The organism is Pseudomonas mucoides, assembly GCF_015461845.1.
Taxonomy (GTDB): domain Bacteria; phylum Pseudomonadota; class Gammaproteobacteria; order Pseudomonadales; family Pseudomonadaceae; genus Aquipseudomonas; species Aquipseudomonas mucoides.
In genome coordinates, this window is record NZ_JACOPW010000003.1 from 1 (window position 1) to 23057 (window position 23057).

Below are 23057 nucleotides of genomic sequence, written 5' to 3' on the forward strand. Positions count from 1 at the left end.
ATGACCTGAAGCCGCTTGCTGCCGAAAACTGCGTAACTCTTTGTTTACCAAGGAGTTTTCCGTTTCGACTGCGCCGGAAGTGGGGCGAATTATAGACATCCAGAATCTGCCGTCAAGCAATGATTTGCAGCTTTACTCGGATTTCAGCGTAATACGCGCAAATGACTTCTTACCGGCCTGACAAACGTGCGTCGCGCCCAGTACGTATATAAAGGTGCGATCAACCACCTCACCATCTATACGTACACCGCCAGCATTCAACAGGTCACGCGCCACCGCCGAATTCTTCACCAAACCTGCCTTATTAAGAACAGCCGCAATCGGCATATCTTCAGCAGCAGTCAATTCGATCTCAGGCAGATCATCCGGCAGCTCACCTTCCTTCATACGATTGCCTGCTCCACGGTGAGCATTGGCCGCAGCCTCCTCTCCATGGAAACGCGCAACGATCTCTTCAGCCAGCTTGATCTTGATGTCGCGCGGGTTCGCACCAGCCTCGACATCGGCACGGAATACATTGATCTCTTCCATGGAGCGGAAGCTGAGCAATTCGAAGTAACGCCACATCAGTGCATCCGGAATGGAAACCAGCTTGCTGTACATGACACCCGGCGCTTCCTGGATACCGACGTAATTGCCCAGAGACTTGGACATCTTCTTCACGCCATCCAGGCCTTCGAGCAACGGCATAGTCAGAATGCACTGCGGCTCTTGACCGTACCCGCGCTGAAGCTCGCGCCCCATCAACAGGTTGAACTTCTGATCGGTACCGCCCAACTCGACATCTGCACGCAGCGCGACCGAGTCATAACCCTGAACCAGCGGATAGAGGAACTCATGAATCGCGATGGGCTGATTGGTTGTATAGCGCTTGTCGAAATCGTCGCGCTCGAGCATGCGCGCGACCGTGTACTGCGAAGTCAGGCGAATGAAGTCGGCCGGCCCCATCTGATCCATCCAGGTGGAGTTGAACGCAACTTCGGTTTTAGCCGGATCAAGAATCTTGAAGACCTGGGTCTTGTAGGTCTCGGCATTCTCGAGGACCTGCTCACGGGTAAGCGGCGGACGAGTCGCACTCTTCCCGCTCGGATCACCAATCATTCCGGTGAAGTCACCGATAAGGAAGATCACCTGATGCCCCAGTTCCTGGAACTGGCGCAGCTTATTAATAAGCACGGTGTGACCCAGGTGCAAATCCGGCGCAGTCGGATCGAAGCCAGCCTTAATACGTAGCGGTTGGCCACGTTTGAGCTTCTCGATCAGCTCGGACTCGACCAACAGTTCTTCCGCACCACGTTTAATCAGCGCTAGCTGCTCTTCAACCGACTTCATAACAGACCCGCAAGGCTCGAATTCAAAGGGGACCAACCATACAAGATCACGCGTCAAATACAAAGTTTGGCCGGCGCAATGACGCCAATCCGCCGGCAGAGTGTCCGCGGACTTGCTTCAGAGATGATTTGGTTATATTTTATACAGTTATTTCATCTTCATCATGTCATTCATCTTTTCCAATTCATCTTTTTTCAAAGTCAAAAATCACTTATGACCAAAGAATCGTCTAAAGCGCCACCGCTTTACCCGAAGACCCACCTGCTCGCAGCAAGTGGCATCGCCGCTCTGCTGAGCCTGGCGCTTCTGGTATTCCCTTCCAGCGATGTTGAAGCCAAAAAGACCACCCTGAGTCTTGAACTGGAAACCCCTGCTGATCAACTGTCACAAGAACAAGACGCTGCAGAGGCTGCTCAAGCCACAAATGAACCCGTAGCCTCCCCTTTCGCGCAGATCGAAAACGCCGCCGAAGAACCGCAGGAAACCGCTCAGGCCGCGCCTGTGGTCGAAGAAAAGAAGGCTCCAAACCATAGGGAAGTGATCGTCTCCAAAGGCGATACGCTCTCCACACTGTTTGAGAAAGTTGGCCTCCCGGCCGCTGCGGTGCATGAAATCCTCGCCAGCGACAAGCAAGCCAAGCAGTTCAGCCAGCTTAAACATGGGCAGAAGCTCGAATTCGAACTGGACCCTAAAGGCCAGTTGACCAACCTGCACAGTAAGATCAGCGACGTCGAAAGCATTACCCTGACCAAGAATGACAAGGGTTATGTGTTCAACCGCATCACTGCCAAGCCCACCGTGCGTTCCGCCTACGTTCATGGCGTCATCAACAGCTCGTTGTCGCAATCCGCCGCTCGCGCCGGACTGTCCCACAGCCTGACCATGGACATGGCCAGCGTGTTTGGCTACGACGTCGACTTCGCCCAGGATATTCGCCAGGGTGACGAGTTCGATGTGATCTACGAGCAAAAAGTCGTCAACGGCAAGCCTGTCGGCAACGGCCCGATCCTTTCCGCACGTTTCACCAACCGCGGCAAGACCTACACCGCTGTGCGTTACATCAACAAACAAGGCAACAGCAGCTACTACACGGCTGACGGCAACAGCATGCGCAAAGCGTTCATCCGTACCCCGGTTGATTTCGCCCGCATCAGTTCGAAATTCTCCATGGGCCGCAAGCACCCGATCCTGAACAAAATTCGCGCCCACAAAGGCGTTGACTATGCAGCACCACGGGGCACGCCAATCAAGGCTGCCGGCGACGGTAAAGTATTGTTGGCCGGTCGCCGCGGCGGCTATGGCAACACCGTGATCATCCAGCACGGCGCCACCTACACCACGCTGTATGGCCACATGCAAGGCTTCGCCAAAGGCGTGAAGACTGGAGGCACGGTTAAACAGGGCCAGGTCATCGGCTTCATCGGCACCACCGGGCTCTCCACCGGCCCGCACTTGCACTATGAGTTCCAGGTCAACGGCGTTCACGTCGATCCACTGGGCCAGAAGTTGCCAATGGCCGATCCGATCGCCAAGGCTGAGCGCTCGCGCTTCCTCGCGCAGAGCCAGCCGCTGATGGCGCGCATGGATCAAGAGAAGGCCACCCTGCTGGCTTCGAGCAAGCGCTAAGCCATGACGGTCTATATTGGTGTGATGTCCGGAACCAGTCTCGATGGCCTGGACATCGCGCTGGTTGAGCTCTCCCCGGCGATCAAACTGATCGCCACGCACTACATTCCCATGCCGGAGTCCCTGCGCACCGAGCTGCTTGGCTTGTGCGCCAGCGGCCCGGACGAGATTGCCCGCTCCGCCATCGCCCAACAAAACTGGGTAAGACTGGCGGCCCAGGGCATTCACTCCCTGCTCGATCAACAAAACCTGAAGCCCGAAGACATTCGCGCGATTGGCAGCCACGGCCAGACCATTCGCCACGAACCGGCGCGCGGCTTTACCGTGCAGATCGGCAACCCCGCCCTGCTGACCGAGTTGACCGGCATCACCGTAGTCAGTGACTTCCGCAGCCGCGATGTGGCCGCAGGCGGGCAAGGTGCTCCGCTGGTTCCCGCCTTCCACGAAGCCTTGTTTGATGAAAGCGCAGGTCATCGCGCGGTGTTGAATGTGGGCGGATTCAGCAACCTTAGCCTGATTGAACCCGGTAAACCGGTTGCGGGTTTCGACTGCGGTCCGGGCAATGTGCTGCTGGATGCCTGGATTCACCAGCAGCGCGGCGACAACTTCGATCGTGACGGCCAATGGGCCGCCAGCGGCAACGTCGAACCGGATCTGCTCAATGAATTGCTCAGCGATCCCTTCTTCGTGACCAAAGGCCCAAAAAGTACTGGCCGCGAAGTGTTCAACCTGCCCTGGCTGACACAGCATTTGTCGAAGCTACCGACCTTCGCCGCCGAAGACGTGCAAGCCACGCTGCTCGAACTCACCGCGCTGACCATCGCTGAGTCACTGCAACACGCCCAGTCGAACACTCAAGAACTGCTGGTCTGCGGCGGCGGCGCGCACAATACGACGCTGATGAAGCGCTTGGCCGGCTTGCTGCCGAATGCGCAAGTCAGCAGCACCGCCACTCACGGTGTAGACCCCGACTGGGTTGAAGCCATGGCTTTCGCCTGGCTGGCCCATTGCTGCCTCGAAGGCATCGCCGCCAACCGCCCAAGCGTCACCGGCGCCCGCGGCCAGCGCGTACTCGGTGCGATCTACCCCGCATAAACCCCAGACAGCAAAACGCCGCATAACCCATAAGGTCCTGCGGCGTTTTACAGTGTGCTGAAGGTGCGATCAGATCGAGAATGAAGAACCGCAGCCACAGGTAGTGCTGGCGTTCGGGTTCTTGATCACGAAACGCGAACCTTCCAGACCTTCCTGATAATCCACCTCGGCGCCTGCCAGGTACTGGAAGCTCATCGGGTCCACGACCAGGCTCACGCCCTCGCGCTCGACGATGGTGTCGTCATCGGCCACTTCTTCATCGAAGGTGAAGCCGTACTGAAAACCTGAACAACCGCCGCCCGTAACGAATACGCGCAGCTTCAAGCGATCATTCCCCTCTTCATCGACCAGGCTCTTCACCTTGTGCGCGGCACCGTGGGTGAATTGCAAAGCCGTGGGGGTGAAGGATTCGACGCTCATGCTGACTATCTCCCGGCGTTACGCCGCCATAATGCGTGATGACGCGCATTATCCGCTTCTCCTAGAAAATCGGTCAACTATTGTTACGGTATATCAATCAAGCAAACTGTCCGACCAGAATGCAAAAAGGCCCATTCAATGGGCCTTTTTGCTCTCCGCGATTGCGCCTTACGGCAGCATGCCGGCGTGGGATAAGCCGAAGCGCTCGTCCAGGCCGAACAGAATGTTCATGTTCTGCACCGCCTGACCCGACGCGCCTTTGACCAGGTTGTCGATCACAGACAGCACGACGACCAGGTCGCCATCTTGCGGACGATGCACGGCAATACGGCAGACATTGGCCCCGCGCACGCTGCGGGTTTCCGGGTGGCTGCCGGCTGGCATTACATCGACGAACGGTTCATTGGCGTAGCGCTTTTCAAACAACGCTTGCAGATCGACCGAGCGATCCACGACGGTTGCGTAAAGCGTCGAGTGAATGCCGCGAATCATTGGCGTCAGGTGCGGAACGAAGGTCAGGCCGACGTCCTTGCCTGCTGCACGACGCAGCCCTTGGCGGATTTCCGGCAAGTGACGGTGACCTTTCACCGAATAAGCCTTCATGCTTTCCGACGTTTCGGAGTACAGCGATCCTACAGAGGCGCCACGACCCGCTCCGCTGACACCGGATTTGCAGTCAGCGATCAAGCGCGTGGTATCCGCCAGGCCCGCTTCGAGCAGTGGCAGGAAACCCAATTGCGTAGCGGTCGGGTAGCAACCTGGCACCGCGATCAGGCGAGCCTCCTTGATCTGTTCACGATTGACTTCCGGCAAACCGTAAACCGCCTCTTCCAGCAGTTCCGGAGCACCGTGCGGCTGGCCGTACCACTTGGCCCACTCAACAGAGTCCTGCAGACGAAAGTCCGCTGACAGGTCGATGACCTTGGTCCCGGCTGCCAGCAGTTCGCCCGCCAACGCATGGGCAACGCCGTGTGGTGTGGCAAAGAACACCACGTCGCAAGCACCCAATGTCTTGATGTCCGGAACGCTGAACGCCAGGCCGTCGTAATGGCCTCGCAGGTTCGGGTACATGTCGGCCACGGCCAGGCCAGCCTCGGATCGGGAAGTGATCACTACCACTTCAGCTTGCGGATGCTGTGCCAACAGACGCAGCAGTTCGACACCGGTGTAACCCGTGCCGCCGACGATACCGACCTTGACCATAAACCTGCCCTCAACGAACCCACTGGAAAGCCGTCGATAATAGGGTGCGTATCGTCCTGCGACAACCGGCAAGGTGACGTGCGGCCGCTCAAGCCTCTACTATCCGGGCTACCGTGAACCTGGGAATAACTAAAAATGCTCTATTTGTGGCTCAAAGCGTTTCATATCGTCAGCATGGTCTGCTGGTTTGCCGGCCTGTTCTACCTGCCGCGCCTGTTCGTCTATCACGCACAGAGTGAGGACACGGTCAGCAAGGAACGCTTCAGCGTCATGGAGCGCAAGCTGTACCGAGGCATCATGGGCCCGGCGATGATCGCCACCCTGATCTTCGGCATTGCGCTGATCGCCCTCAATCCGAGCATCTTCAGTCAAGGCGCATGGATTCACGCCAAACTGACCCTGGTGGTGATCCTGATCGGCTACCACCACATGTGCGGTGCGCAGGTGAAGCGCTTTGCCCGTGGCGAAAACACCCGCAGCCATGTCTTTTATCGCTGGTTCAATGAAGTCCCGGTTCTGATATTGCTGGCTATCGTCATTCTGGTCGTCGTTCGGCCGTTCTAACTTTAATACGCACCACTTTCCGGGGTACTTCCAATGTCGCTGCCCGCTCTGCTCGAACAACGTTTGCGTCTGCCGGTCGTGGCTGCGCCGATGTTCCTGATTTCCAATCCGCAATTGGTGCTCGCCTGCTGCCGTAATGGCGTGGTGGGCAGTTTCCCCGCGCTCAACCAGCGTGAGAGCAGCGGGTTCAAAGCCTGGCTGGAAGAGATCGAGGCAGGCCTGGCGATACTGGAGAACCCGGCCCCTTATGCGGTCAACCTGATCGTCCACAACAGCAACCCACGCCTGCAAGCGGACCTGGCGATCTGCATCGAGCACAAAGTGCCGATTGTGATTACCAGTCTCGGCGCGGTGAAAGAAGTGGTCGACGCCGTGCACAGCTATGGTGGCCTGGTGTTCCACGACGTGACGACTCGCCGCCACGCGGAAAAAGCCGCCGAGGCTGGTGTGGACGGGTTGATCGCCGTGGCTGCGGGCGCCGGTGGCCACGCTGGCACCTGGAGTCCGTTCTCGCTGATTGCCGAAATTCGTCAGTTCTTCGACAAGACGCTGTTGCTGGCCGGCTGCCTGAACCATGGCCACGAGATTCTCGCGGCACAATTGCTCGGTGCGGATTTGGCCTACTTCGGTACGCGATTTATCGGCACCACTGAAAGTCATGCGCCTGACGCATACAAAGAAATGTTGCTGACTTCCAGGGCGGCGGACATCGTCCATACTCCTGCGGTGTCCGGCATACCGGCGAGTTTCATGCGCCAAAGCCTGGAAGCCGCCGGTTTCGACATGGCGGCCTTGCAAAACAAGGGTGAGGTCAACTTCGGTTCCAAACTGAAACCGGTCAGCGACGAAGCCAAAGCCTGGAAAACCGTGTGGTCTGCGGGTCAGGGCGTTGGGGAAATCGATGATTTGCCGAGTGTCGATCAATTGGTCGCACGGCTGGACGCGGAATACCGCAAGGCACTGGATCTGGCGGCACAGCTGCCAAAACGCTGGCCGCGCTGAGAGGAAAGTTTTGGCCAGCCCAACCCGGCTGGCCTTACACTCTGTAGCTGCAACACTTCTAACTCAAACACTCGCGACAAGGATGCCTCGCAATGAGCGAAAACCGTTTCAAGATCGTATTCGACGGCGCTCTGCTGCCAGGCGTCGACCTCACGACCGCCAAGCAGAATCTCGCCGCGCTGTACAAAAGCGAAGTCGCTGCGGTTGAACGGCTGTTCACCGGCAAGACCGTCACGCTCAAGCAGGATCTGTCGCACGTCGACGCACAAATTTACCTGCAGGCGCTGACGAAAACCGGCATCAATGCACGGATCGAAAGCGAGTCATCTATCGAGCTGAACCTGGCCGACGCGCACGAACACGCTCCCGCCAGGCCCCAGCCTGTCTTCGCCGAACCAGCCTCCCCCTACGCTCCGCCTCAGGCCAGCGTCGGCGAAAGCCTGCCGGCGTTCGCCACACTTAAGCCGTTCAGTGTCGAAGGTCGCATCGGACGCTTGCGTTATCTGGCGTGGACGATGGCCCTGACCCTTGTCTTGCTCGCCGTCGGTTCGGTCCTGGCCATCCTGGCGTTCGCGATTATCAGTGCCGATTCGACGGCAGGCTTGATCATCGGCGGCCTGGTCGCGTTCATTCTGTTCGTTGCAGTGGCGGTCGTCAGTATCCAGTTCAGTGTTCAACGCTTGCACGACATCGGCTGGTCCGGCTGGCTATGGCTGTTGAACCTCGTCCCGTTCGTAGGCAGTTTCTTCCCGCTGGTGATTATGGTCGCCCCAGGCACCAACATCGCCAACCGCTACGGCCCGCCACCTCCGCCCAATACCACGGCGGTCAAAGTGCTTTCTTCGTTGTGGGTTGTGTTTATCGCCATCGTCATCGTGGGAGCTCTGGCCGGCGGTTACAGTGCGATTCAGGAAGAATACGAAAGCACCACGACAAGCAGCTACGACAGCGGCTCGGTGACCACCGAAGACGTTGAAGTCGAACCGGCCGAAGCAGCCGAACCCGCACCGGATTCTGCAGACGATGAAGCCGAAGAAGCCCCGGCCCCTGTAGACTCTGCGAAAGAATAAACAGCGCTCCCCGCCCGTGACACCTGCGTCGCGGCGCGGAGCTGTTGCGATGGAGAACTGCATGACCCGTTACGCTCTGATCACTGGCGCTTCCAGCGGTATCGGCCTGGCGATGGCCGAAGCGCTGGCCCGCCGTGGCCGCAGCCTGATTCTGGTGGCCCGACAGCGTGATCAGCTGGAAAGTATTGCGATTGAACTGACTCAACGTTTTGGCGTGGAAGTGCTGTTCCGTGCCTGTGACCTTGGCGAGCCACTACGCCTGTCGGGCTTTCTGCTGGAACTGGAGGAAGGTGACCGGCAGATTGATCTGCTGGTCAACTGCGCCGGCATGGGCACCTGCGGTCCCTTTCTCGCTCAAGACTGGATGACCGAGCAGGACCTGATCGAAGTGAACATTCTGGCGCTCACCCGCCTCTGCCACGCCATCGGAAATTCCATGGCCTTGCAGGGTGGCGGGCAGATCCTCAATGTCGCCTCGGTCGCTGCGTTCCTTCCCGGCCCGTGGATGAGTACCTACTACGCGAGCAAGGCGTACGTGCTGCATTTTTCCGAAGGCTTGCGCGTCGAACTGAAGAAATGCGCGGTCAAGGTCTCGGTGCTGTGCCCCGGCCCGACGCGCACCGGTTTCTTCCGTACCGCGCAATTGGACACTGGCAAACTGACCAACAGCAAAATGCTCATGAGTCCTGAAGAAGTGGCGCTCTATACCGTACGCGCCCTGGAGAAAAATCGCGCCATCATCATCCCCGGCCGACGCAACCGCTGGCGCGCCTTCCTGCCACGGCTCGGCTCGCGCTGGCTGAATCGGACTATCGCCGGCATGGTCAACAAGGTTTACTGCCCACGCTGAATGGTCCTTCGGTAAAACCATGGGTACACTCAGGCCAGCCAAAAACAACGGAGAAAACAGCTGTGGATACTCTGTTCACCAAGATCATCAACCGGGAAATCCCGGCCAAGATCATTTACGAGGACGACCAGGTACTGGCCTTCCACGATATCGCCCCACAGGCACCTGTGCATTTTTTGGTGATCCCAAAGAAACCGGTGCGCACCCTTAACGAACTCACCGAGGACGACAAGGCGCTGGCCGGGCATATTCTGTTCACCGCACAGCGTCTGGCGCTGGAACTGGGTTGCGAAAAAGGTTTCCGCGTTGTCATGAACTGCAATGAAGAAGGTGGGCAGACTGTCTATCACATTCATATGCACGTGCTGGGTCAGCGTCAGATGCACTGGCCGCCGGGCTGATTGCCGGCTGCTCCAGGGGAGTGGCCAGCCACTCCCGCATGACCCAGCTCAAACCTTCCCCGGCCGATTGGGTTAAACTGGCCGCCGAGATTTTTCCCGGAGGTCAGCATGACTACCCAACGTCACTACTCGCCGATTGACCGTCTTCTGCTGCAAGCCGATGCCGCCATGCGCACCCTGCTGCCCTTCAGTGGCCAGCCTTACCGCCCGTCGCCGGCCATCGTCCAGCCCGATGCAAAATTGAGCGATGAGGACACCCGGCACGTTGCCGGCCTGATGCGCATCAACCATACCGGTGAAGTCTGCGCCCAGGCGTTGTATCAAGGGCAAGCCCTGACCGCCAAGCTCCCGCATGTGCGCGCCGCCATGGAACATGCTGCCGAAGAAGAAATCGACCATCTGGTCTGGTGCGAGCAACGCATTCATCAGTTGGGCAGCCATACCAGCATTCTTAACCCGCTGTTCTACGGCATGTCCTTCGGGATTGGCGCAGTAGCCGGGTTGATCAGCGACAAAGTCAGCCTCGGTTTTGTTGCCGCTACTGAACATCAAGTGTGCAAGCATTTGAATGAACACCTGGAGCAATTGCCGGCGGAGGACGAAAAATCCCGGGCGATTCTTGAGCAGATGCGTATTGATGAAGAACATCACGCTGAGAGTGCGCTGGATGCGGGCGGGTTCCGTTTTCCGGCACCAGTGAAGTTCGGGATGAGTTTGTTGGCCAAGGTGATGACCAAGAGTACTTATCGGATCTGATAGATGCACTGCCCCGGAGGGCCCTATCGCGAGCAGGCTCGCTCCTACAGGGTTCTTCGTTTCAGCCATAAAAAAGGCGACTGCCGTGAGGGAGTCGCCTTTTTTGTGTTCGAGAATCTTACGCCATATTGCGTGCGTAGAAGATTTCGAGCATTTCGTGCTTCACACGCTCAGTCACCTGGGCACGTTGCTCAGAGGACAGGTTGCTGGTGGCGTCACCGAACAGGTAGTTATCCAGTTCGAAGTTCTTCAACAGCATTTTGGTGTGAAACAGGTTTTCCTGGTACACGTTCACGTCAGTCATCTGGTACGCGTCGCGGGTGTCGTCGGACAGGTAGTTCTGGATCGAATTGATCTCGTGGTCGATGAAGTGCTTTTTGCCTTCAACGTCACGGGTGAAACCGCGCACACGATAATCCACGGTCACGATGTCCGAATCGAACTGGTGAATCAGGAAGTTGAGTGCTTTCAACGGTGAGATGACACCACAGGTCGACACGTCAATGTCCACACGGAAAGTCGCAATACCGTCCACCGGATGGATTTCCGGGTAGGTGTGCACCGTGATGTGGCTCTTGTCGAGGTGGGCCAGGATAATTTCAGGCAGCGGGCCCGGGGACTCTTCGATCTGGCTGTCGGTCGGGGTTACCGGCTCTTCAGAGATCAGAATCGTGACGCTGGCGCCCTGTGGTTCGTAGTCCTGACTGGCAATGTTCAGGATGTTGGCACCAATGATATCGACAACTTCCGTGAGGATCTGCGTCAGGCGTTTCGCGTTGTACTCTTTATTGATGTACTCAACGTAAGCCTGTTGGTCTTGCGGGGTTTCCGCGTAGCAGATGTCATAGATGTTGAAGCTCAAGGTCTTTGTCAGGTTATTGAACCCGTGGAGCTTGAGTTTGCTTTTCACCGTTAAAAACTCTCTATGTATTGCGGCCTGGCCGCGTGATCAAGCATGCCCGTCAAATGCGAACAACGCACCTGCGTAGGACGGTTAACACCTCTTCGCGATGGCGATTTTGGTTGTCAGTTCGGGGGCGCGGCCTGTCGGTTGACGGACCACTACCCTGAAAAAAGTGGCGCATTATGCAGACGTCAGCTTGGGTTCGCCAGAGTCTGCACCGCTTTTATGATAGTTGAATGTCGGCTCAACCGAGTTCGATGATCTCGTAGTCGTGGGTAATCGCCACGCCAGCGGCGCCCAACATGATCGAGGCCGAGCAATACTTCTCCGCCGACAGCTCAATGGCGCGCTTGACCTGGGCTTCTTTCAGCCCGCGGCCCTTGACCACGAAGTGCATGTGAATCTTGGTGAAGACCTTCGGGTCCTCGGTCGCACGCTCGGCTTCAAGGAAGGCTTCGCAGCTTTCAACGGCCTGACGGGACTTCTTGAGGATGCTGACCACGTCGAAATTGCTGCAACCGCCGACACCCAGCAGGAGCATTTCCATCGGCCGGACACCCAGGTTGCGACCGCCAGCATCGGGCGGACCGTCCATGACCACGACATGACCGCTGCCGGATTCACCGAGGAACATGGCTTCGCCAGCCCATTGGATGCGTGCCTTCATCGCCAAGACTCCACTGTCTAAAAAAGGGACGCCAGCTTAGCACAGGGCCCCTGATTGACAGCGTTTCACCTTCCTAGGACGCAGGTGTCCAAGCCGTAGGTAAATTCTCAAATATTGCAGGAAGTGTCTGTTAAGCTGACGCCAATTCGCTGGCGCATAGCCAGCTTTGCCTCGACCCTAGTCAGCAGCTCATAAGAAAACCAAACACACACCGTGACGTCTTTTCGGGATACAACCATGGTTGCTATTACCCCAATACCCAAAATCAAAAACCTCGACAAGCTGTTGATGCATTGCCAACGCCGTCGCTATGCGGCCAAGAGCAACATCATTTGCGCGGGTGATCGCTCGGAAACCCTGTTTTTCATCATCAAAGGCTCGGTCACGATCCTGATCGAGGACGACGATGGTCGTGAAATGATCATCGCCTACCTGAACGCCGGGGACTTTTTCGGTGAGTTGGGGCTGTTCGAACAGGCTGGCCTGGAACAGGCACGCAGCGCCTGGGTGCGCGCGAAGATCGAATGCGAAGTCGCGGAAATCAGCTACGCGAAATTCCGCGAGCTGTCCCAGCAAGACCCAGACATTCTTTACGTCCTCAGCGGACAAATCGCACAACGTCTGCGCAATACCACGCGCAAGGTCGGCGACCTGGCGTTCTTCGATGTGACCGGACGCGTCGCTCGTTGCCTGCTGGAACTGTGCAAGCAGCCGGATGCGATGACTCACCCGGACGGCATGCAGATCAAAGTGACCCGCCAGGAAATCGGAAGGATTGTCGGTTGCTCGCGTGAAATGGTCGGCCGCGTGCTCAAGGATCTGGAGGAACGCAACCTGGTGGACGTCAAAGGCAAGACCATGGTGGTCTTCGGTACGCGCTAAGCCTTGAACAGGTCTGCCAGCAATTGGCGATAAAGCGCGTCGAGCCGCCCGAGTGCATCGGGCGCGGCGAACTTCTCATGCAGGGCGATGTGGCTTTCGGCGCGAACCCGCTGTTCCAGGCCGCAGGCTTCATTGAAACGATTGACCGCCGCAACCATCGATTCCCGCTCGTTATCCAGCAACAACGCACCATGCACCAATCCGACCGGACGCGTGCCGCCCTTGCTCTGGCGCCAACGCTGAGCTGTGCCGACCATCTTGCGGCCATCAAGGTTGACGTTGAAACGGCCATCGCAGAACGCGCCTTCGATTTCGCCGAGGGACGACACGCCGCCCAGCTCATCCAACAACTGGCAGATAGGATCGCAGAGTCGGTGATAGGCGGTTTCGATGCGGTTTTGGTCGCCTTCGCTGCGTGGCGGTGCGTAGACCAATGCGATGTTGAGGGTGGATGCCGATTGCGGCACGGGCTCACCGCCGGTTTCACGCAAGAGCACGGGCCAACCGGCAGCGGCCGAGACTTCGCACGCAGCTTCGAAACCGGATAAGCGGTTCAGGCGTCGGGGCATGACCAGGGCGCGGTCATTGGGTTGCCAGAACAGCAGGCCTAATTCCGAATCTCCGGTGCAGACCGCTGCCAGCAAGTCTTGTTCGGCTTGCAGGCCGGCTTCGACAGTCAAAGAGACGATTGAGGTCATAAGGCATTCCGTTGGACTTGAAGTCTGAGGTGCTATTTATGCCGCCATCGCGAGCAAGCTCGGCTCCTACATGGGTTCTCCTGCAGGAGCCGAGCTTGCTCGCGATAGGGTCGACTCGGTCTGCGTGTAATCAGTCGAGTGTAGAACCACTCACCGCAGTACCGCGCTCCGGAAAGAACAGTCGCTGCAACTCGGTCCCCGGGCTTTCGGCACGCATGAACGCTTCGCCGACCAGGAACGCATACACGTCGCTGATTTCCATCAATTCGACATCCGCACGGTTGAGGATGCCGCTTTCGGTAATCACCAGGCGATCACGAGGGATGCGCGGCAACAGGTCGAGGGTGGTTTCCAGGCTGACATCGAACGTGTGCAGGTTGCGGTTGTTGATGCCGACCAGCGGAGTGTCGAGGGTTTTCAAGGCCCGCTCCAGCTCGTCGCCGTCGTGAACTTCTACCAGCACATCGAGGCCGACACCTTTTGCCACGGCAGCCAGCTCGGCCATTTTCACGTCATCCAGTGCGGAGACGATCAACAACACGCAATCGGCGCCCAGCGCACGGGCTTCGACGATCTGATAAGGATCGATCATGAAATCCTTGCGGATCACCGGCAGTTTGCACGCCGCCCGGGCTTGTTGCAGATACGCATCGGCGCCCTGGAAGTAATCGATATCGGTCAGCACCGACAAACACGTCGCGCCGCCCTTCTCGTAGCTTTCGGCGATGTCGGCAGGAACGAAGTTCTCGCGGATCACGCCCTTGCTCGGCGAAGCTTTCTTGATTTCGGCAATCACCGCCGGTTGCTTGCGCTTGGCCTGCGCCAACAATGCCTGGGCGAAACCACGGGGTGCATCGGCCGCCTTGGCCAGACTTTCCAGCTCGGCCAGGCTCACACGAGCGCTACGCTCGGCGACTTCCTGGACCTTGCGCGCCAGAATGTTTTCCAGAACCGTCGGTACACTCATCCCTCATTCTCCACTCGAAATACCGCGGTAAATGCACCCAACTCCTCGAGTTTCTCCCGAGCAAGACCGGTGTGCAGCGCGTCGTGCGCCAGGGCAACGCCCTCTTTCAAACTGGTGGCATGGTCAGCGGCATACAGGGCGGCACCGGCATTGAGCATGATCATTTCGGCGGCTTTCAGACCGCTTTCGGTTTTGCGTTTGCCCAACGCATCGCGAATCAATTCCAGCGAGGCCGCCGGGCTTTCCACGGCCAGGCCATGCAGGCTCTGGCTCTTCATGCCCAGGTCTTCAGGCTCGACCCAATACTCGCTGATCTGGTCGTTCTTCAATTCCGCCACGAAGGTCGGCGCGGCCAGGCTGAATTCGTCCAGGCCATCTTTCGAATGCACCACCAGCACGTGCTTGCTGCCCAATCGCTGCAGGACTTCGGCCAATGGCCGGCACAGCGCCTGGTTGAACACGCCCACCACCTGATGTTTCACACCGGCCGGATTCGTAAGCGGGCCGAGCATGTTGAACAAGGTACGCAGGCCTAGATCCTTGCGCGGACCGGCGGCGTACTTCATGGCGCTGTGGTGAGTCTGGGCGAACATGAAACCGATGCCGACGTTGTCAATGCAACGCGCGACTTGAACCGGAGTCAGGTTCAGGTAGATCCCCGCCGCTTCCAGCAGATCGGCGCTGCCGCTTTTGCCCGAGACCGCACGGTTACCGTGCTTGGCCACGGTGCAACCGGCCGCCGCAACCACGAAAGCAGAAGCGGTCGACACGTTGAAAATGTTGGCACCGTCACCGCCGGTGCCGACCACGTCGACGACGCTGTCGAGGGTCTTGAGTTCGACCTTGTCCGCCAGCTCGCGCATGACCGACACGGCGCCGACGATTTCGTCGATGCTCTCGCTCTTCATGCGCATGGCCATCATGAATGCGCCGATCTGCGCATCTGTGCATTGGCCGGTCATGATTTCGCGCATCACATCGCGCATTTCATCGGTGCTGAGGTCGAGGTGATCGACGATACGGCCCAGGGCTGTCTTGATATTCATGAAAGGTCCTTAGCGCGTGCCGCCGGTTTGTTTGAGGAAGTTAGCGAACAGTTCGTGGCCCTGCTCGGTCAGGATCGACTCAGGGTGGAACTGCACGCCTTCGATGTTCAGGGTTTTGTGGCGCAGGCCCATGATCTCGTCGACCGAGCCGTCTTCAAGCTGGGTCCAGGCGGTCAGCTCCAGGCAGTCGGGCAAGGTTTCACGCTTGACGATCAGCGAATGGTAGCGGGTGACCGTCAATGGACGATTCAGGCCTTCAAATACGCCCTTGTCCTCGTGGAATACCGGGCTAGTCTTACCGTGCATCACTTGACGGGCGCGCACCACATCACCGCCAAAGGCCTGGCCGATGGACTGGTGGCCGAGGCAGACGCCAAGAATCGGCAGTTTGCCGGCGAAATGCTTGATCGCTTCAATCGATATCCCCGCTTCGGTCGGGGTGCAAGGACCGGGGGACACCACGATGCGCTCTGGGTTGAGGGCTTCGATTTCAGCGATGGTCAGTTCATCGTTGCGCACGACTTTGACCTGGGAGCCGAGCTCACCGAGGTACTGCACAACGTTGTAGGTAAAGGAGTCGTAGTTATCGATCATCAGCAACATGGCGTTTTTGAACCTCTTGAATTCACTGACTTTAAAGACAGCCTTCGAATGATTGACCCGCAGAGCGCTGCGCTTTGTCAGGTGCCGGGGTAGCGCCAGCAAAGCGGCATTTCAAACGGGTAAAGAAGGCAAAGCGGTACAGGTCCGGCGGAACCGGCAAAAGAATTCAGGCGCGCCAACGCCAGCGGGCGTGTGCCTTGATGACTTGATCCAGGAGTTTACTGATGATCAACACGGGGAAGGTCTCATTCATACGTCTCGGCACAGTAACTTAGCTGGGCAGAGCGTGCAATATGGCCGGGGCTGCTGCTCGCGAAACTCTCAAAGGCTTCGCGACGGATGGCAAAAGGCCGGACGTTTTTGGTACTGTCGTTTCGTTCTCCTAAAACAATAAATAAACGGACTTGCTCATGATCAAACAGACGTTGTTTGTACCGCTCGCAGGATGCTTGCTCGCCATGGCCTGCGCTCAAGCGTACGCCGCACCGAATCCGTACACCCATTTCGTCGTCTTCGGCGACAGCCTCAACGATGCCGGCACCTTTGCCGACACCGGCGGGCCTGCCGGAGCGACTCAGCGGTATACCAACCGGACGGGACCGGTTTATCTGGATGGCAGCGGCGAAGTCCGCTCGCTCAACTCCACGCAGATTCTCGGTGGCAAACTGGGGTACACCGCGGACCAGACCGCTTCATCGTCTTCGGCGGTGCGCGCCAGCAATGGCCAGCCCGATGGCAACAACTGGGCCGTCGGCGGTTATCGCACCGATCAGATTCTCGATTCGATCACCAGCACGTCCGCCACCGGCGATCGCACCCGTGCCGGATACTTGCCATCGAACAACTTCCGGGCTGACCCGAACGCGCTGTATTACCTGTCGGGTGGCGGCAACGACTTCCTGCAAGGGCGCGTGACCAGCCTGCCCCAGGCCAGCGCCGCCGCCGATCGACTGGCCAACAGCGTGCAGACGCTGCAAACCGCCGGTGCCAAATACATCATGGTCTGGCTGCTGCCCGACATCGGCCTGACGCCGGCAATCAACGGCAGCCCGCTGCAAGCGTTCACCTCACAGCTCAGCGCCCAGTTCAACACGGAGCTGGTGAGCAGACTGCAGAACATCAATGCCGAAGTGATCCCGCTGAACATTCCGGTGTTGCTCAATGAGGCGTTCGCCAATCCGGCGCAGTTCGGCTTGGCGACGGACCAGAACCTGACCGCGACCTGCTTCAGCGGTAGCGGCTGCACCGAGAACACCCGTTACGGCATCAACAGCGCCACCCCCGACCCGACCAAGCTGATCTACAACGACTCGGTGCACCCGACCGAAGCCGGGCAACGCCTGATTGCCGATTACGCGTATTCGCTGTTGTCGGCGCCGTGGGAGCTGACGCTGCTGCCGCAAATGGCCCAAGGCACCTTGCGCGCACACCAGGATGAACTGCGCAACCAATGGCTGGCCGATTGGGAAAACTGGCAAGGCGTCGGCCAATGGCGCGCCATTGTTTCCGGCGGTGGCCAGCATCAGGACTTTGATGGTCAGGACAGCGTCGTCAGCGCCGACGGCAATGGTTACAACCTGAACATCGGCGGCAGCTATCGCCTCGACGATGCCTGGCGCGTGGGCGTAGCGGCCGGTTTCTATAACCAGAAACTCGAAGCCGGGACGAACGACTCCGACTACAAGCTCAACACTTACCTGGGCACCGCATTCGCCCAATACCAACAAAATCGTATATGGGCTGACATGGCGTTGACCGCCGGGCATCTGGACTACGACAGCCTCAAGCGTAAATTCCAGCTGGGCGCCAACGAGCGCAGCGAGAAAGGCGACACCAGTGGCTTCGTCGAAGCCTTCAGCGCCCGCATCGGCTATGACATCGCCCAACAGGCCAGCAGCCCTTGGCACCTGTCGCCGTTTGTCAGCGCCGACTTCTCCAAGGTCAAAGTCGATGGTTATTCAGAGGACGGCAATGATTCCACAGCGCTGACCTATGGCGACCAGGACAGTATTTCCCGCCGCCTCGGCATCGGTTTGCAGGGCAAATACCAGATCACCCCACAAACCCAGGTATTCGGTGAAATGGCTCACGAGCGTGAGTACAACGACGATACCCAGGACGTGGCGATCAACCTCAACACCCTGCCAAACAACCAGTTCACGCTGGAAGGCTACACCCCGCAAACCAACCTGAACCGGGTGAACCTGGGGGTGAGCCACAACCTCACCAAGGAACTGGCACTGCGCGCCAGCTATAACATTCGCAAGGATGACGACTTTACCCAGCAAGGGATTAATTTAGGGGTTGCGTTGGACTTCTAACTCGATCGGCCATAGAAAACGCGGCGCCTTCACAGGCGCCGCGTTTTTTTTGGGTGTTCGCACGCCCCCTTGTAGGAATGAGCCTGCTCGCGACGGCGATAGGCCAGGCGACATCTATGTTGGCTGTGCTGGCCTCATCGCGAGCAGGCTCACTCCTACAGGGAGGTATTGCGTGGACTCAGGTGTCCGGGGTTTGTTCGGCCAGGGCCACGGCGCGGAACATCGCGCGGCGTTTGTTCAGGGTTTCTTCCCACTCCAGCGCCGGTACCGAGTCGGCCACGATGCCGCCACCGGCCTGCACGTGCAGTTCGCCGTTCTTGATTACCGCCGTGCGAATCGCAATCGCGGTGTCCATGTTGCCGTTCCAGGCAAAGTAACCGACCGCGCCGCCGTAGACGCCACGTTTTACCGGTTCCAGTTCGTCGATGATTTCCATCGCACGAATCTTCGGCGCACCGGACAACGTGCCCGCCGGCAGGATCGCCCGCAGCGCGTCCATCGCCGTCAGCCCGGCCTTCAACTGCCCGGTGACGTTGGACACGATGTGCATCACGTTGGAATAACGCTCGATGACCATTTTCTCGGTGAGTTTCACCGAACCGATTTCCGAGACCCGACCGGTGTCGTTACGGCCCAGGTCGATCAGCATCAAGTGCTCGGCGATCTCCTTGTCGTCGGACAGCAGGTCTTTTTCCAGCGCCAGGTCGGCTTCTTCGTTGGCCCCGCGTGGACGGGTGCCGGCAATCGGGCGCACGGTGATCAGGTTGTCTTCGACCCGCACCAGCACTTCCGGCGAACTGCCGACGACATGGAAGTCGCCGAAGTTGAAGAAGTACATATAAGGCGTCGGGTTGAAGCAACGCAGCGCCCGGTACAGATCGATCGGTGCAGCCTTGAAGTCGATCGACATGCGCTGGGACGGCACGACCTGCATGCAGTCGCCGGCCAGGATGTATTCCTTGATGGTGTCGACGGCTTTTTCGTAATCGTCCTGGGTGAAACTCGAACGGAACACCGGATCAGCCGACTGCTGTTTGCTGAAATCCAGGCCACGGCGCGGCGTGATCGGCTGGCGAAGTTTTTCCAGCAGTTCTTCCAGACGTTCCAGGCCATGCTCGAATGCACCGTCTTGCGCCGGGTCGGCCAGCACAATCGCGTGCATCTTGCCGGCGAGGTTGTCGAACACCACCACCGCGTCGGAGACCATCAGCAGAATGTCCGGCACGCCCAGTGGATCCGGGTTCGGGCATTTGCCCAGACGCTTCTCCACATACCGCACGCAGTCATAACCGAAGTACCCCACCAGGCCGCCGTTGAAGCGCGGCAGACCGGCGATGGTCGGCACGTTGTAGCGGGCCTTGAAGGTTTCGACGAACGCCAGCGGGTCTTCCACGTCGTGGCTTTCGGTCTCGATGCCGTCGACGGTCACGCTGACGTGATGGTCATGCACGCGCAGCACGGTGCGGCATGGCAGGCCGATGATCGAGTAACGGCCCCACTTCTCCCCGCCCTGAACCGATTCCAGCAGGTAGGAGTTCGGCTCGTCGGCCAGTTTCAGGTAGATCGACAGCGGCGTGTCGAAGTCAGCCAGGGTTTCGCAGGCAAGCGGGATGCGGTTGTAGCCGGCAGCGGCCAAACGCAGGAATTCTTCGCGGATCATGGGGTAGCCTCGTGGCTTGAGGGTCTAACAGTCAGGTATGCAAACGCGCCGGTAGGCCGGCCAGGAACAAGTCAGGCGCGCCAACGCCAGCGGGCCAGGGCCTTGATGACTTTCATCCAGAGTTTGCGAGTGACCACCACGATGGCGTTTCCAGCAGGGGGTTGAACAGCGTCGGGCAACGTTATCTCAGCGGCCGGATCCAGGCAACCGGGAATTAGCTTGCGCAGATCGTCGATCACCAGCGCCGGCGATTCTTCGGCAATCGGCCGGCCATGGTTGTAGCCATAACTGAGCGCCACACACTTGACCCCTGCCGCTTTCGCCGCCAGCACATCGCTGCGCGAATCGCCGACGAACAAGGACTGCGAGGCCGGAATGTTGGCCATTTTCATCACGAAAAACAGCGCGGCCGGGTCAGGTTTCTTCTGCGGCAAGGTATCGCCGCCGATGATCCATTTGAAGTAGCGGCCGATTTTCATCTGATCCAGCAGCGGCGCGACGAAGCGTTCCGGCTTGTTGGTGATCAGCGCCATTTCCACGCCTTGTTTATTCAGCCACTTGAGGGTGTCACGCACACCGGGGTAAACCACGGTCAGCTCATGGCTCGCGCCATAGGCCTGCATGAAAATCTCCAGCGCGTGTTCAGCCTCGACGTCATCAACCGTCGAGTGCTCGATGTCACCCGCCAGCGCACGACGCACCAATACCGGCGCGCCGTTACCGACCCATTCCCGTACCGACTCGAGGCCGGCGGGTTTGCGGCCCAGCTTGAGCAGCATGTGATCCACAGCCGCTGCGAGGTCCGGGACCGAATCGATCAACGTGCCATCCAGATCGAACATCACCAGCCGCGGCAGACGCCCCGGGAACAACTGCTCAAAACCACTCATGGGCGAGCCAGCGCCAGTTCGGCACGCATCTTCTCGATCACTTCCTGATAGTTCGGCGCGTTGAAAATCGCCGACCCTGCGACAAAGGTGTCCGCGCCCGCCGCAGCGATTTCACGAATGTTGTTCACATTGACGCCACCGTCGATTTCCAGGCGGATGTCACGCCCCGAGGCGTCGATCAAGGCGCGCGCCTGGCGCAGCTTGTCGAGGGTGCCGGGGATAAATTTCTGCCCGCCGAAGCCTGGGTTGACGCTCATCAGCAAGATCATGTCGACCTTGTCCATCACGTATTCGAGCACACTCAGCGGGGTTGCCGGGTTGAACACCAGGCCCGATTTGCAACCGCCCTCGCGGATCAGTTGCAGGGAACGGTCGACGTGCTGTGAGGCCTCCGGGTGGAAGGTGATGTAGGTCGCGCCGGCTTCGATGAAGTCACCGACGATGCGGTCCACCGGGCTGACCATCAGGTGCGCGTCGATCGGCGCGGTCACGCCGTACTTGCGCAGCGCCGCGCACACCATCGGGCCGATGGTCAGGTTCGGCACATAGTGGTTGTCCATGACATCGAAGTGCACGAAGTCGGCACCGGCGGCCAGGACGTTGTCCACTTCTTCACCCAGGCGGGCGAAGTCGGCGGAGAGAATCGACGGAGCAATGACGAAGGGCTGCATGACGCACCTTTTTTGAGCAGAATCACGATGGCGCGCATTGTATACCTCATAGTTTGGCGCGCGCACTGTGACCGCGATGATTGGGGCTGCCTTCGATCAATTTGCGCTGGCAGCGCTCTAGTACGCCGCCCGGTAGATCTTCTCGATATCGACGGCGCTCAATTTGCGAGGATTATTGCGCATCAGGCGCTCGATCCCCGCCGCTTCTGCGGCCATGGCCGGGATCGCATCTTCGGGAACACCGAAACTGCGCAGGCCCAACGGGATTTCTACCGCAGTGCACAGAGCCGTCATCGCCTCCACGGCTTTGTCCGCCGCTTCGTTGGCGCTCAAATGAGCGGTCTTCACCCCCATGGCCTCGGCAATATCCTGCATGCGCTCGACGCAGGCCATCTTGTTCCAGGTCATGACATAGGGCAGCAACAAGGCGTTGCTGACACCATGTGCAATGTTGAAACGTCCGCCCAGTGGATACGCCAACGCATGCACCGCGCCGACCCCGGCATTGCCGAACGCCATGCCCGCCATCAGGCTGGCGGTGGCCATGTCTTCGCGCGCTTGCAGGTTGGACGGATTGGCATAGGCCTTGGGCAACGCCTTGGCGATCAGCTTGATGGCGCCGATGGCCAGGGCGTCGGTAATCGGCGAGGCGTTGACGGACAGGTAGGATTCGATGGCGTGCACCAGCGCGTCGACGCCACTGGCGGCGGTGACACTGCGCGGACAGGTCAGGGTCATTTGCGGACTGACCAGCGCCACGTCTGGCAATAGATAGTCGCTGACGATGCCTTTTTTCAGCTGCGCGACCTTGTCGGAAAGAATCGCCACGTTGGTGACTTCCGAACCGGTGCCGGCAGTAGTCGGGATCGCGATCAGCGGCGGCCCCTTGCGCGGCACCTGATCGATGCCGAACAGATCTTCCAGCGCGCCGTGGTAACCGGCATACGCCGCCACGCTCTTGGCGATGTCGATGGCACTGCCGCCGCCCAGACCGATCAAGCCGTCATGCCCGCCGTCGCGGTACACCCGCATGCAGTCTTCGACGATGGCAATTTCCGGGTCTGGCAGCACCCGGTCGAATATCTCGTAGGACCGGCCCCCCAGCTGCGCCAGCGCCAATTCGACCGTGCCGGACTTGACCAGCGCGGCATCGGTGACGATCAGCGGATTGTCGACATCCAGACGGGTCAGTTCAGCGGCGAGCTGCTCGATGGCACCTGCGCCGGTGATCAGTTTGTGAGCGATTTTGAAAGAGGAAAGACTCATCGTGCGCAGCCTCTTATAGATAGGGGAGCTGGGCACAATAGTAGCTGGGGATTGGGGTTTGTCTGCTATTCGGGTCGTGAATGACCAACGATCTCGAACACCGCACAAAACCAATGTGGGAGCGAGCTTGCTCGCGATGACTGACTAACATTCAACATTGATG

At 58.8% G+C, this 23057-nt stretch carries 23 protein-coding genes; 10 read left to right on the forward strand and 13 right to left on the reverse strand.

The features are described from left to right. Positions 1 to 132: 132 nt before the first annotated feature. Positions 133 to 1332: a tyrosine--tRNA ligase gene (gene tyrS, locus H8F22_RS14925; protein ID WP_027926761.1), complete on the reverse strand. Its 1200-nt coding sequence runs from the start codon at positions 1330 to 1332 to the stop codon at positions 133 to 135. Positions 1333 to 1545: 213 nt separating this feature from the next. Here tyrS and H8F22_RS14930 point away from each other — a divergent pair, with 213 nt between their 5' ends. Both H8F22_RS14930 and H8F22_RS14935 read left to right on the forward strand, forming a co-directional pair. After that, positions 1546 to 2958, forward strand: a complete 1413-nt coding sequence (locus H8F22_RS14930; RefSeq protein ID WP_027926760.1) for a peptidoglycan DD-metalloendopeptidase family protein — start codon at positions 1546 to 1548, stop codon at positions 2956 to 2958. Between the two features lie 3 nt (positions 2959 to 2961). Then, a complete protein-coding gene (locus H8F22_RS14935) occupies positions 2962 to 4053 on the forward strand; it encodes an anhydro-N-acetylmuramic acid kinase (protein WP_194940398.1) in 1092 nt (363 codons plus the stop codon). A gap of 69 nt (positions 4054 to 4122) precedes the next feature. Here the strand turns inward: H8F22_RS14935 and erpA are convergent, their stop codons facing one another. Together erpA and argC are read right to left on the reverse strand one after the other, a co-directional pair. Beyond that, positions 4123 to 4473 (reverse strand): iron-sulfur cluster insertion protein ErpA, encoded by a 351-nt coding sequence (gene erpA / locus H8F22_RS14940; RefSeq protein WP_007947969.1) that lies wholly within the window; start codon positions 4471 to 4473, stop codon positions 4123 to 4125. A gap of 168 nt (positions 4474 to 4641) precedes the next feature. After that, positions 4642 to 5676: an N-acetyl-gamma-glutamyl-phosphate reductase gene (argC, locus tag H8F22_RS14945; RefSeq protein ID WP_027926758.1), complete on the reverse strand. Its 1035-nt coding sequence runs from the start codon at positions 5674 to 5676 to the stop codon at positions 4642 to 4644. A gap of 135 nt (positions 5677 to 5811) precedes the next feature. Here argC and hemJ point away from each other — a divergent pair, with 135 nt between their 5' ends. The 6 genes from hemJ to coq7 all read left to right on the forward strand — a co-directional run bounded on the left by hemJ (position 5812) and on the right by coq7 (position 10319). Continuing rightward, positions 5812 to 6240, forward strand: a complete 429-nt coding sequence (gene hemJ, locus H8F22_RS14950) for a protoporphyrinogen oxidase HemJ (RefSeq protein ID WP_027926757.1) — start codon at positions 5812 to 5814, stop codon at positions 6238 to 6240. Between the two features lie 33 nt (positions 6241 to 6273). Then, positions 6274 to 7242, forward strand: a complete 969-nt coding sequence (locus tag H8F22_RS14955; RefSeq protein ID WP_027926756.1) for an NAD(P)H-dependent flavin oxidoreductase — start codon at positions 6274 to 6276, stop codon at positions 7240 to 7242. 92 nt (positions 7243 to 7334) lie between these two features. Further along, entirely contained in the window at positions 7335 to 8312 is a 978-nt protein-coding gene (locus H8F22_RS14960) for a DUF805 domain-containing protein (RefSeq protein WP_194940399.1), read from the forward strand. A gap of 61 nt (positions 8313 to 8373) precedes the next feature. Beyond that, the gene (locus tag H8F22_RS14965) at positions 8374 to 9162 is read left to right on the forward strand and encodes an SDR family NAD(P)-dependent oxidoreductase (protein ID WP_027926754.1); all 789 of its coding nucleotides are present in this window, start codon (positions 8374 to 8376) and stop codon (positions 9160 to 9162) included. A gap of 62 nt (positions 9163 to 9224) precedes the next feature. Further along, complete coding sequence (locus H8F22_RS14970; RefSeq protein ID WP_027926753.1) at positions 9225 to 9563, forward strand: histidine triad nucleotide-binding protein; 339 nt, start codon at positions 9225 to 9227, stop codon at positions 9561 to 9563. 108 nt (positions 9564 to 9671) lie between these two features. Further along, positions 9672 to 10319: a 2-polyprenyl-3-methyl-6-methoxy-1,4-benzoquinone monooxygenase gene (gene coq7 / locus H8F22_RS14975; RefSeq protein ID WP_027926752.1), complete on the forward strand. Its 648-nt coding sequence runs from the start codon at positions 9672 to 9674 to the stop codon at positions 10317 to 10319. A 118-nt stretch (positions 10320 to 10437) separates the two neighbouring features. On the opposite strand, the gene speD is transcribed toward coq7, so the two are convergent. Both speD and H8F22_RS14985 read right to left on the reverse strand, forming a co-directional pair. Beyond that, positions 10438 to 11229 carry an adenosylmethionine decarboxylase gene (gene speD / locus H8F22_RS14980; RefSeq protein ID WP_027926751.1) on the reverse strand — a complete coding sequence of 264 codons (792 nt, stop codon included), beginning with the start codon at positions 11227 to 11229 and terminating at the stop codon, positions 10438 to 10440. A gap of 238 nt (positions 11230 to 11467) precedes the next feature. Continuing rightward, positions 11468 to 11890 (reverse strand): OsmC family protein, encoded by a 423-nt coding sequence (locus H8F22_RS14985; protein WP_007941657.1) that lies wholly within the window; start codon positions 11888 to 11890, stop codon positions 11468 to 11470. A gap of 237 nt (positions 11891 to 12127) precedes the next feature. Here H8F22_RS14985 and crp point away from each other — a divergent pair, with 237 nt between their 5' ends. Further along, positions 12128 to 12772: a cAMP-activated global transcriptional regulator CRP gene (crp, locus tag H8F22_RS14990; RefSeq protein WP_027926750.1), complete on the forward strand. Its 645-nt coding sequence runs from the start codon at positions 12128 to 12130 to the stop codon at positions 12770 to 12772. On the opposite strand, the gene H8F22_RS14995 is transcribed toward crp, so the two are convergent. From H8F22_RS14995 to H8F22_RS15010, 4 genes are all read right to left on the reverse strand, one after another. Beyond that, positions 12769 to 13470, reverse strand: a complete 702-nt coding sequence (locus H8F22_RS14995; protein ID WP_027926749.1) for a lipoate--protein ligase family protein — start codon at positions 13468 to 13470, stop codon at positions 12769 to 12771. The genes crp and H8F22_RS14995 overlap by 4 nt on opposite strands. A gap of 130 nt (positions 13471 to 13600) precedes the next feature. Then, positions 13601 to 14437 carry an indole-3-glycerol phosphate synthase TrpC gene (gene trpC / locus H8F22_RS15000; protein WP_027926748.1) on the reverse strand — a complete coding sequence of 279 codons (837 nt, stop codon included), beginning with the start codon at positions 14435 to 14437 and terminating at the stop codon, positions 13601 to 13603. Further along, positions 14434 to 15483: an anthranilate phosphoribosyltransferase gene (gene trpD / locus H8F22_RS15005; RefSeq protein ID WP_027926747.1), complete on the reverse strand. Its 1050-nt coding sequence runs from the start codon at positions 15481 to 15483 to the stop codon at positions 14434 to 14436. Before trpD ends, trpC begins: the two co-directional genes overlap by 4 nt. Before the next feature lie 9 nt (positions 15484 to 15492). Further along, entirely contained in the window at positions 15493 to 16086 is a 594-nt protein-coding gene (locus tag H8F22_RS15010) for an aminodeoxychorismate/anthranilate synthase component II (RefSeq protein WP_007906885.1), read from the reverse strand. Between the two features lie 410 nt (positions 16087 to 16496). Between H8F22_RS15010 and estP the strand changes: the two genes are divergently transcribed. Continuing rightward, on the forward strand, positions 16497 to 18407 hold the full coding sequence (estP, locus tag H8F22_RS15015; protein ID WP_027926746.1) for an esterase EstP: 1911 nt from the start codon (positions 16497 to 16499) through the stop codon (positions 18405 to 18407). Between the two features lie 178 nt (positions 18408 to 18585). Here the strand turns inward: estP and trpE are convergent, their stop codons facing one another. The 4 genes from trpE to H8F22_RS15035 all read right to left on the reverse strand — a co-directional run bounded on the left by trpE (position 18586) and on the right by H8F22_RS15035 (position 22894). Continuing rightward, positions 18586 to 20067 carry an anthranilate synthase component I gene (trpE, locus tag H8F22_RS15020; protein WP_027926745.1) on the reverse strand — a complete coding sequence of 494 codons (1482 nt, stop codon included), beginning with the start codon at positions 20065 to 20067 and terminating at the stop codon, positions 18586 to 18588. 71 nt (positions 20068 to 20138) lie between these two features. Then, the gene (locus H8F22_RS15025) at positions 20139 to 20957 is read right to left on the reverse strand and encodes a phosphoglycolate phosphatase (protein ID WP_027926744.1); all 819 of its coding nucleotides are present in this window, start codon (positions 20955 to 20957) and stop codon (positions 20139 to 20141) included. Beyond that, the gene (gene rpe, locus H8F22_RS15030) at positions 20954 to 21628 is read right to left on the reverse strand and encodes a ribulose-phosphate 3-epimerase (protein ID WP_027926743.1); all 675 of its coding nucleotides are present in this window, start codon (positions 21626 to 21628) and stop codon (positions 20954 to 20956) included. Before rpe ends, H8F22_RS15025 begins: the two co-directional genes overlap by 4 nt. A 117-nt stretch (positions 21629 to 21745) precedes the next feature. Beyond that, the gene (locus tag H8F22_RS15035) at positions 21746 to 22894 is read right to left on the reverse strand and encodes an iron-containing alcohol dehydrogenase (protein ID WP_059182079.1); all 1149 of its coding nucleotides are present in this window, start codon (positions 22892 to 22894) and stop codon (positions 21746 to 21748) included. Positions 22895 to 23057: the final 163 nt, after the last annotated feature.

Bases quoted from the DNA above. Each gene is read 5' to 3' on its own strand.
- tyrS (WP_027926761.1), bottom strand. From the start codon at position 1,332: ATGAAGTCGGTTGAAGAGCAGCTAGCGCTGATTAAACGTGGTGCGGAA.
- H8F22_RS14930 (WP_027926760.1), top strand. From the start codon at position 1,546: ATGACCAAAGAATCGTCTAAAGCGCCACCGCTTTACCCGAAGACCCAC.
- H8F22_RS14935 (WP_194940398.1), top strand. From the start codon at position 2,962: ATGACGGTCTATATTGGTGTGATGTCCGGAACCAGTCTCGATGGCCTG.
- erpA (WP_007947969.1), bottom strand. From the start codon at position 4,473: ATGAGCGTCGAATCCTTCACCCCCACGGCTTTGCAATTCACCCACGGT.
- argC (WP_027926758.1), bottom strand. From the start codon at position 5,676: ATGGTCAAGGTCGGTATCGTCGGCGGCACGGGTTACACCGGTGTCGAA.
- hemJ (WP_027926757.1), top strand. From the start codon at position 5,812: ATGCTCTATTTGTGGCTCAAAGCGTTTCATATCGTCAGCATGGTCTGC.
- H8F22_RS14955 (WP_027926756.1), top strand. From the start codon at position 6,274: ATGTCGCTGCCCGCTCTGCTCGAACAACGTTTGCGTCTGCCGGTCGTG.
- H8F22_RS14960 (WP_194940399.1), top strand. From the start codon at position 7,335: ATGAGCGAAAACCGTTTCAAGATCGTATTCGACGGCGCTCTGCTGCCA.
- H8F22_RS14965 (WP_027926754.1), top strand. From the start codon at position 8,374: ATGACCCGTTACGCTCTGATCACTGGCGCTTCCAGCGGTATCGGCCTG.
- coq7 (WP_027926752.1), top strand. From the start codon at position 9,672: ATGACTACCCAACGTCACTACTCGCCGATTGACCGTCTTCTGCTGCAA.
- H8F22_RS14985 (WP_007941657.1), bottom strand. From the start codon at position 11,890: ATGAAGGCACGCATCCAATGGGCTGGCGAAGCCATGTTCCTCGGTGAA.
- crp (WP_027926750.1), top strand. From the start codon at position 12,128: ATGGTTGCTATTACCCCAATACCCAAAATCAAAAACCTCGACAAGCTG.
- H8F22_RS14995 (WP_027926749.1), bottom strand. From the start codon at position 13,470: ATGACCTCAATCGTCTCTTTGACTGTCGAAGCCGGCCTGCAAGCCGAA.
- trpC (WP_027926748.1), bottom strand. From the start codon at position 14,437: ATGAGTGTACCGACGGTTCTGGAAAACATTCTGGCGCGCAAGGTCCAG.
- trpD (WP_027926747.1), bottom strand. From the start codon at position 15,483: ATGAATATCAAGACAGCCCTGGGCCGTATCGTCGATCACCTCGACCTC.
- H8F22_RS15010 (WP_007906885.1), bottom strand. From the start codon at position 16,086: ATGTTGCTGATGATCGATAACTACGACTCCTTTACCTACAACGTTGTG.
- estP (WP_027926746.1), top strand. From the start codon at position 16,497: ATGATCAAACAGACGTTGTTTGTACCGCTCGCAGGATGCTTGCTCGCC.
- trpE (WP_027926745.1), bottom strand. From the start codon at position 20,067: ATGATCCGCGAAGAATTCCTGCGTTTGGCCGCTGCCGGCTACAACCGC.
- H8F22_RS15025 (WP_027926744.1), bottom strand. From the start codon at position 20,957: ATGAGTGGTTTTGAGCAGTTGTTCCCGGGGCGTCTGCCGCGGCTGGTG.
- rpe (WP_027926743.1), bottom strand. From the start codon at position 21,628: ATGCAGCCCTTCGTCATTGCTCCGTCGATTCTCTCCGCCGACTTCGCC.
- H8F22_RS15035 (WP_059182079.1), bottom strand. From the start codon at position 22,894: ATGAGTCTTTCCTCTTTCAAAATCGCTCACAAACTGATCACCGGCGCA.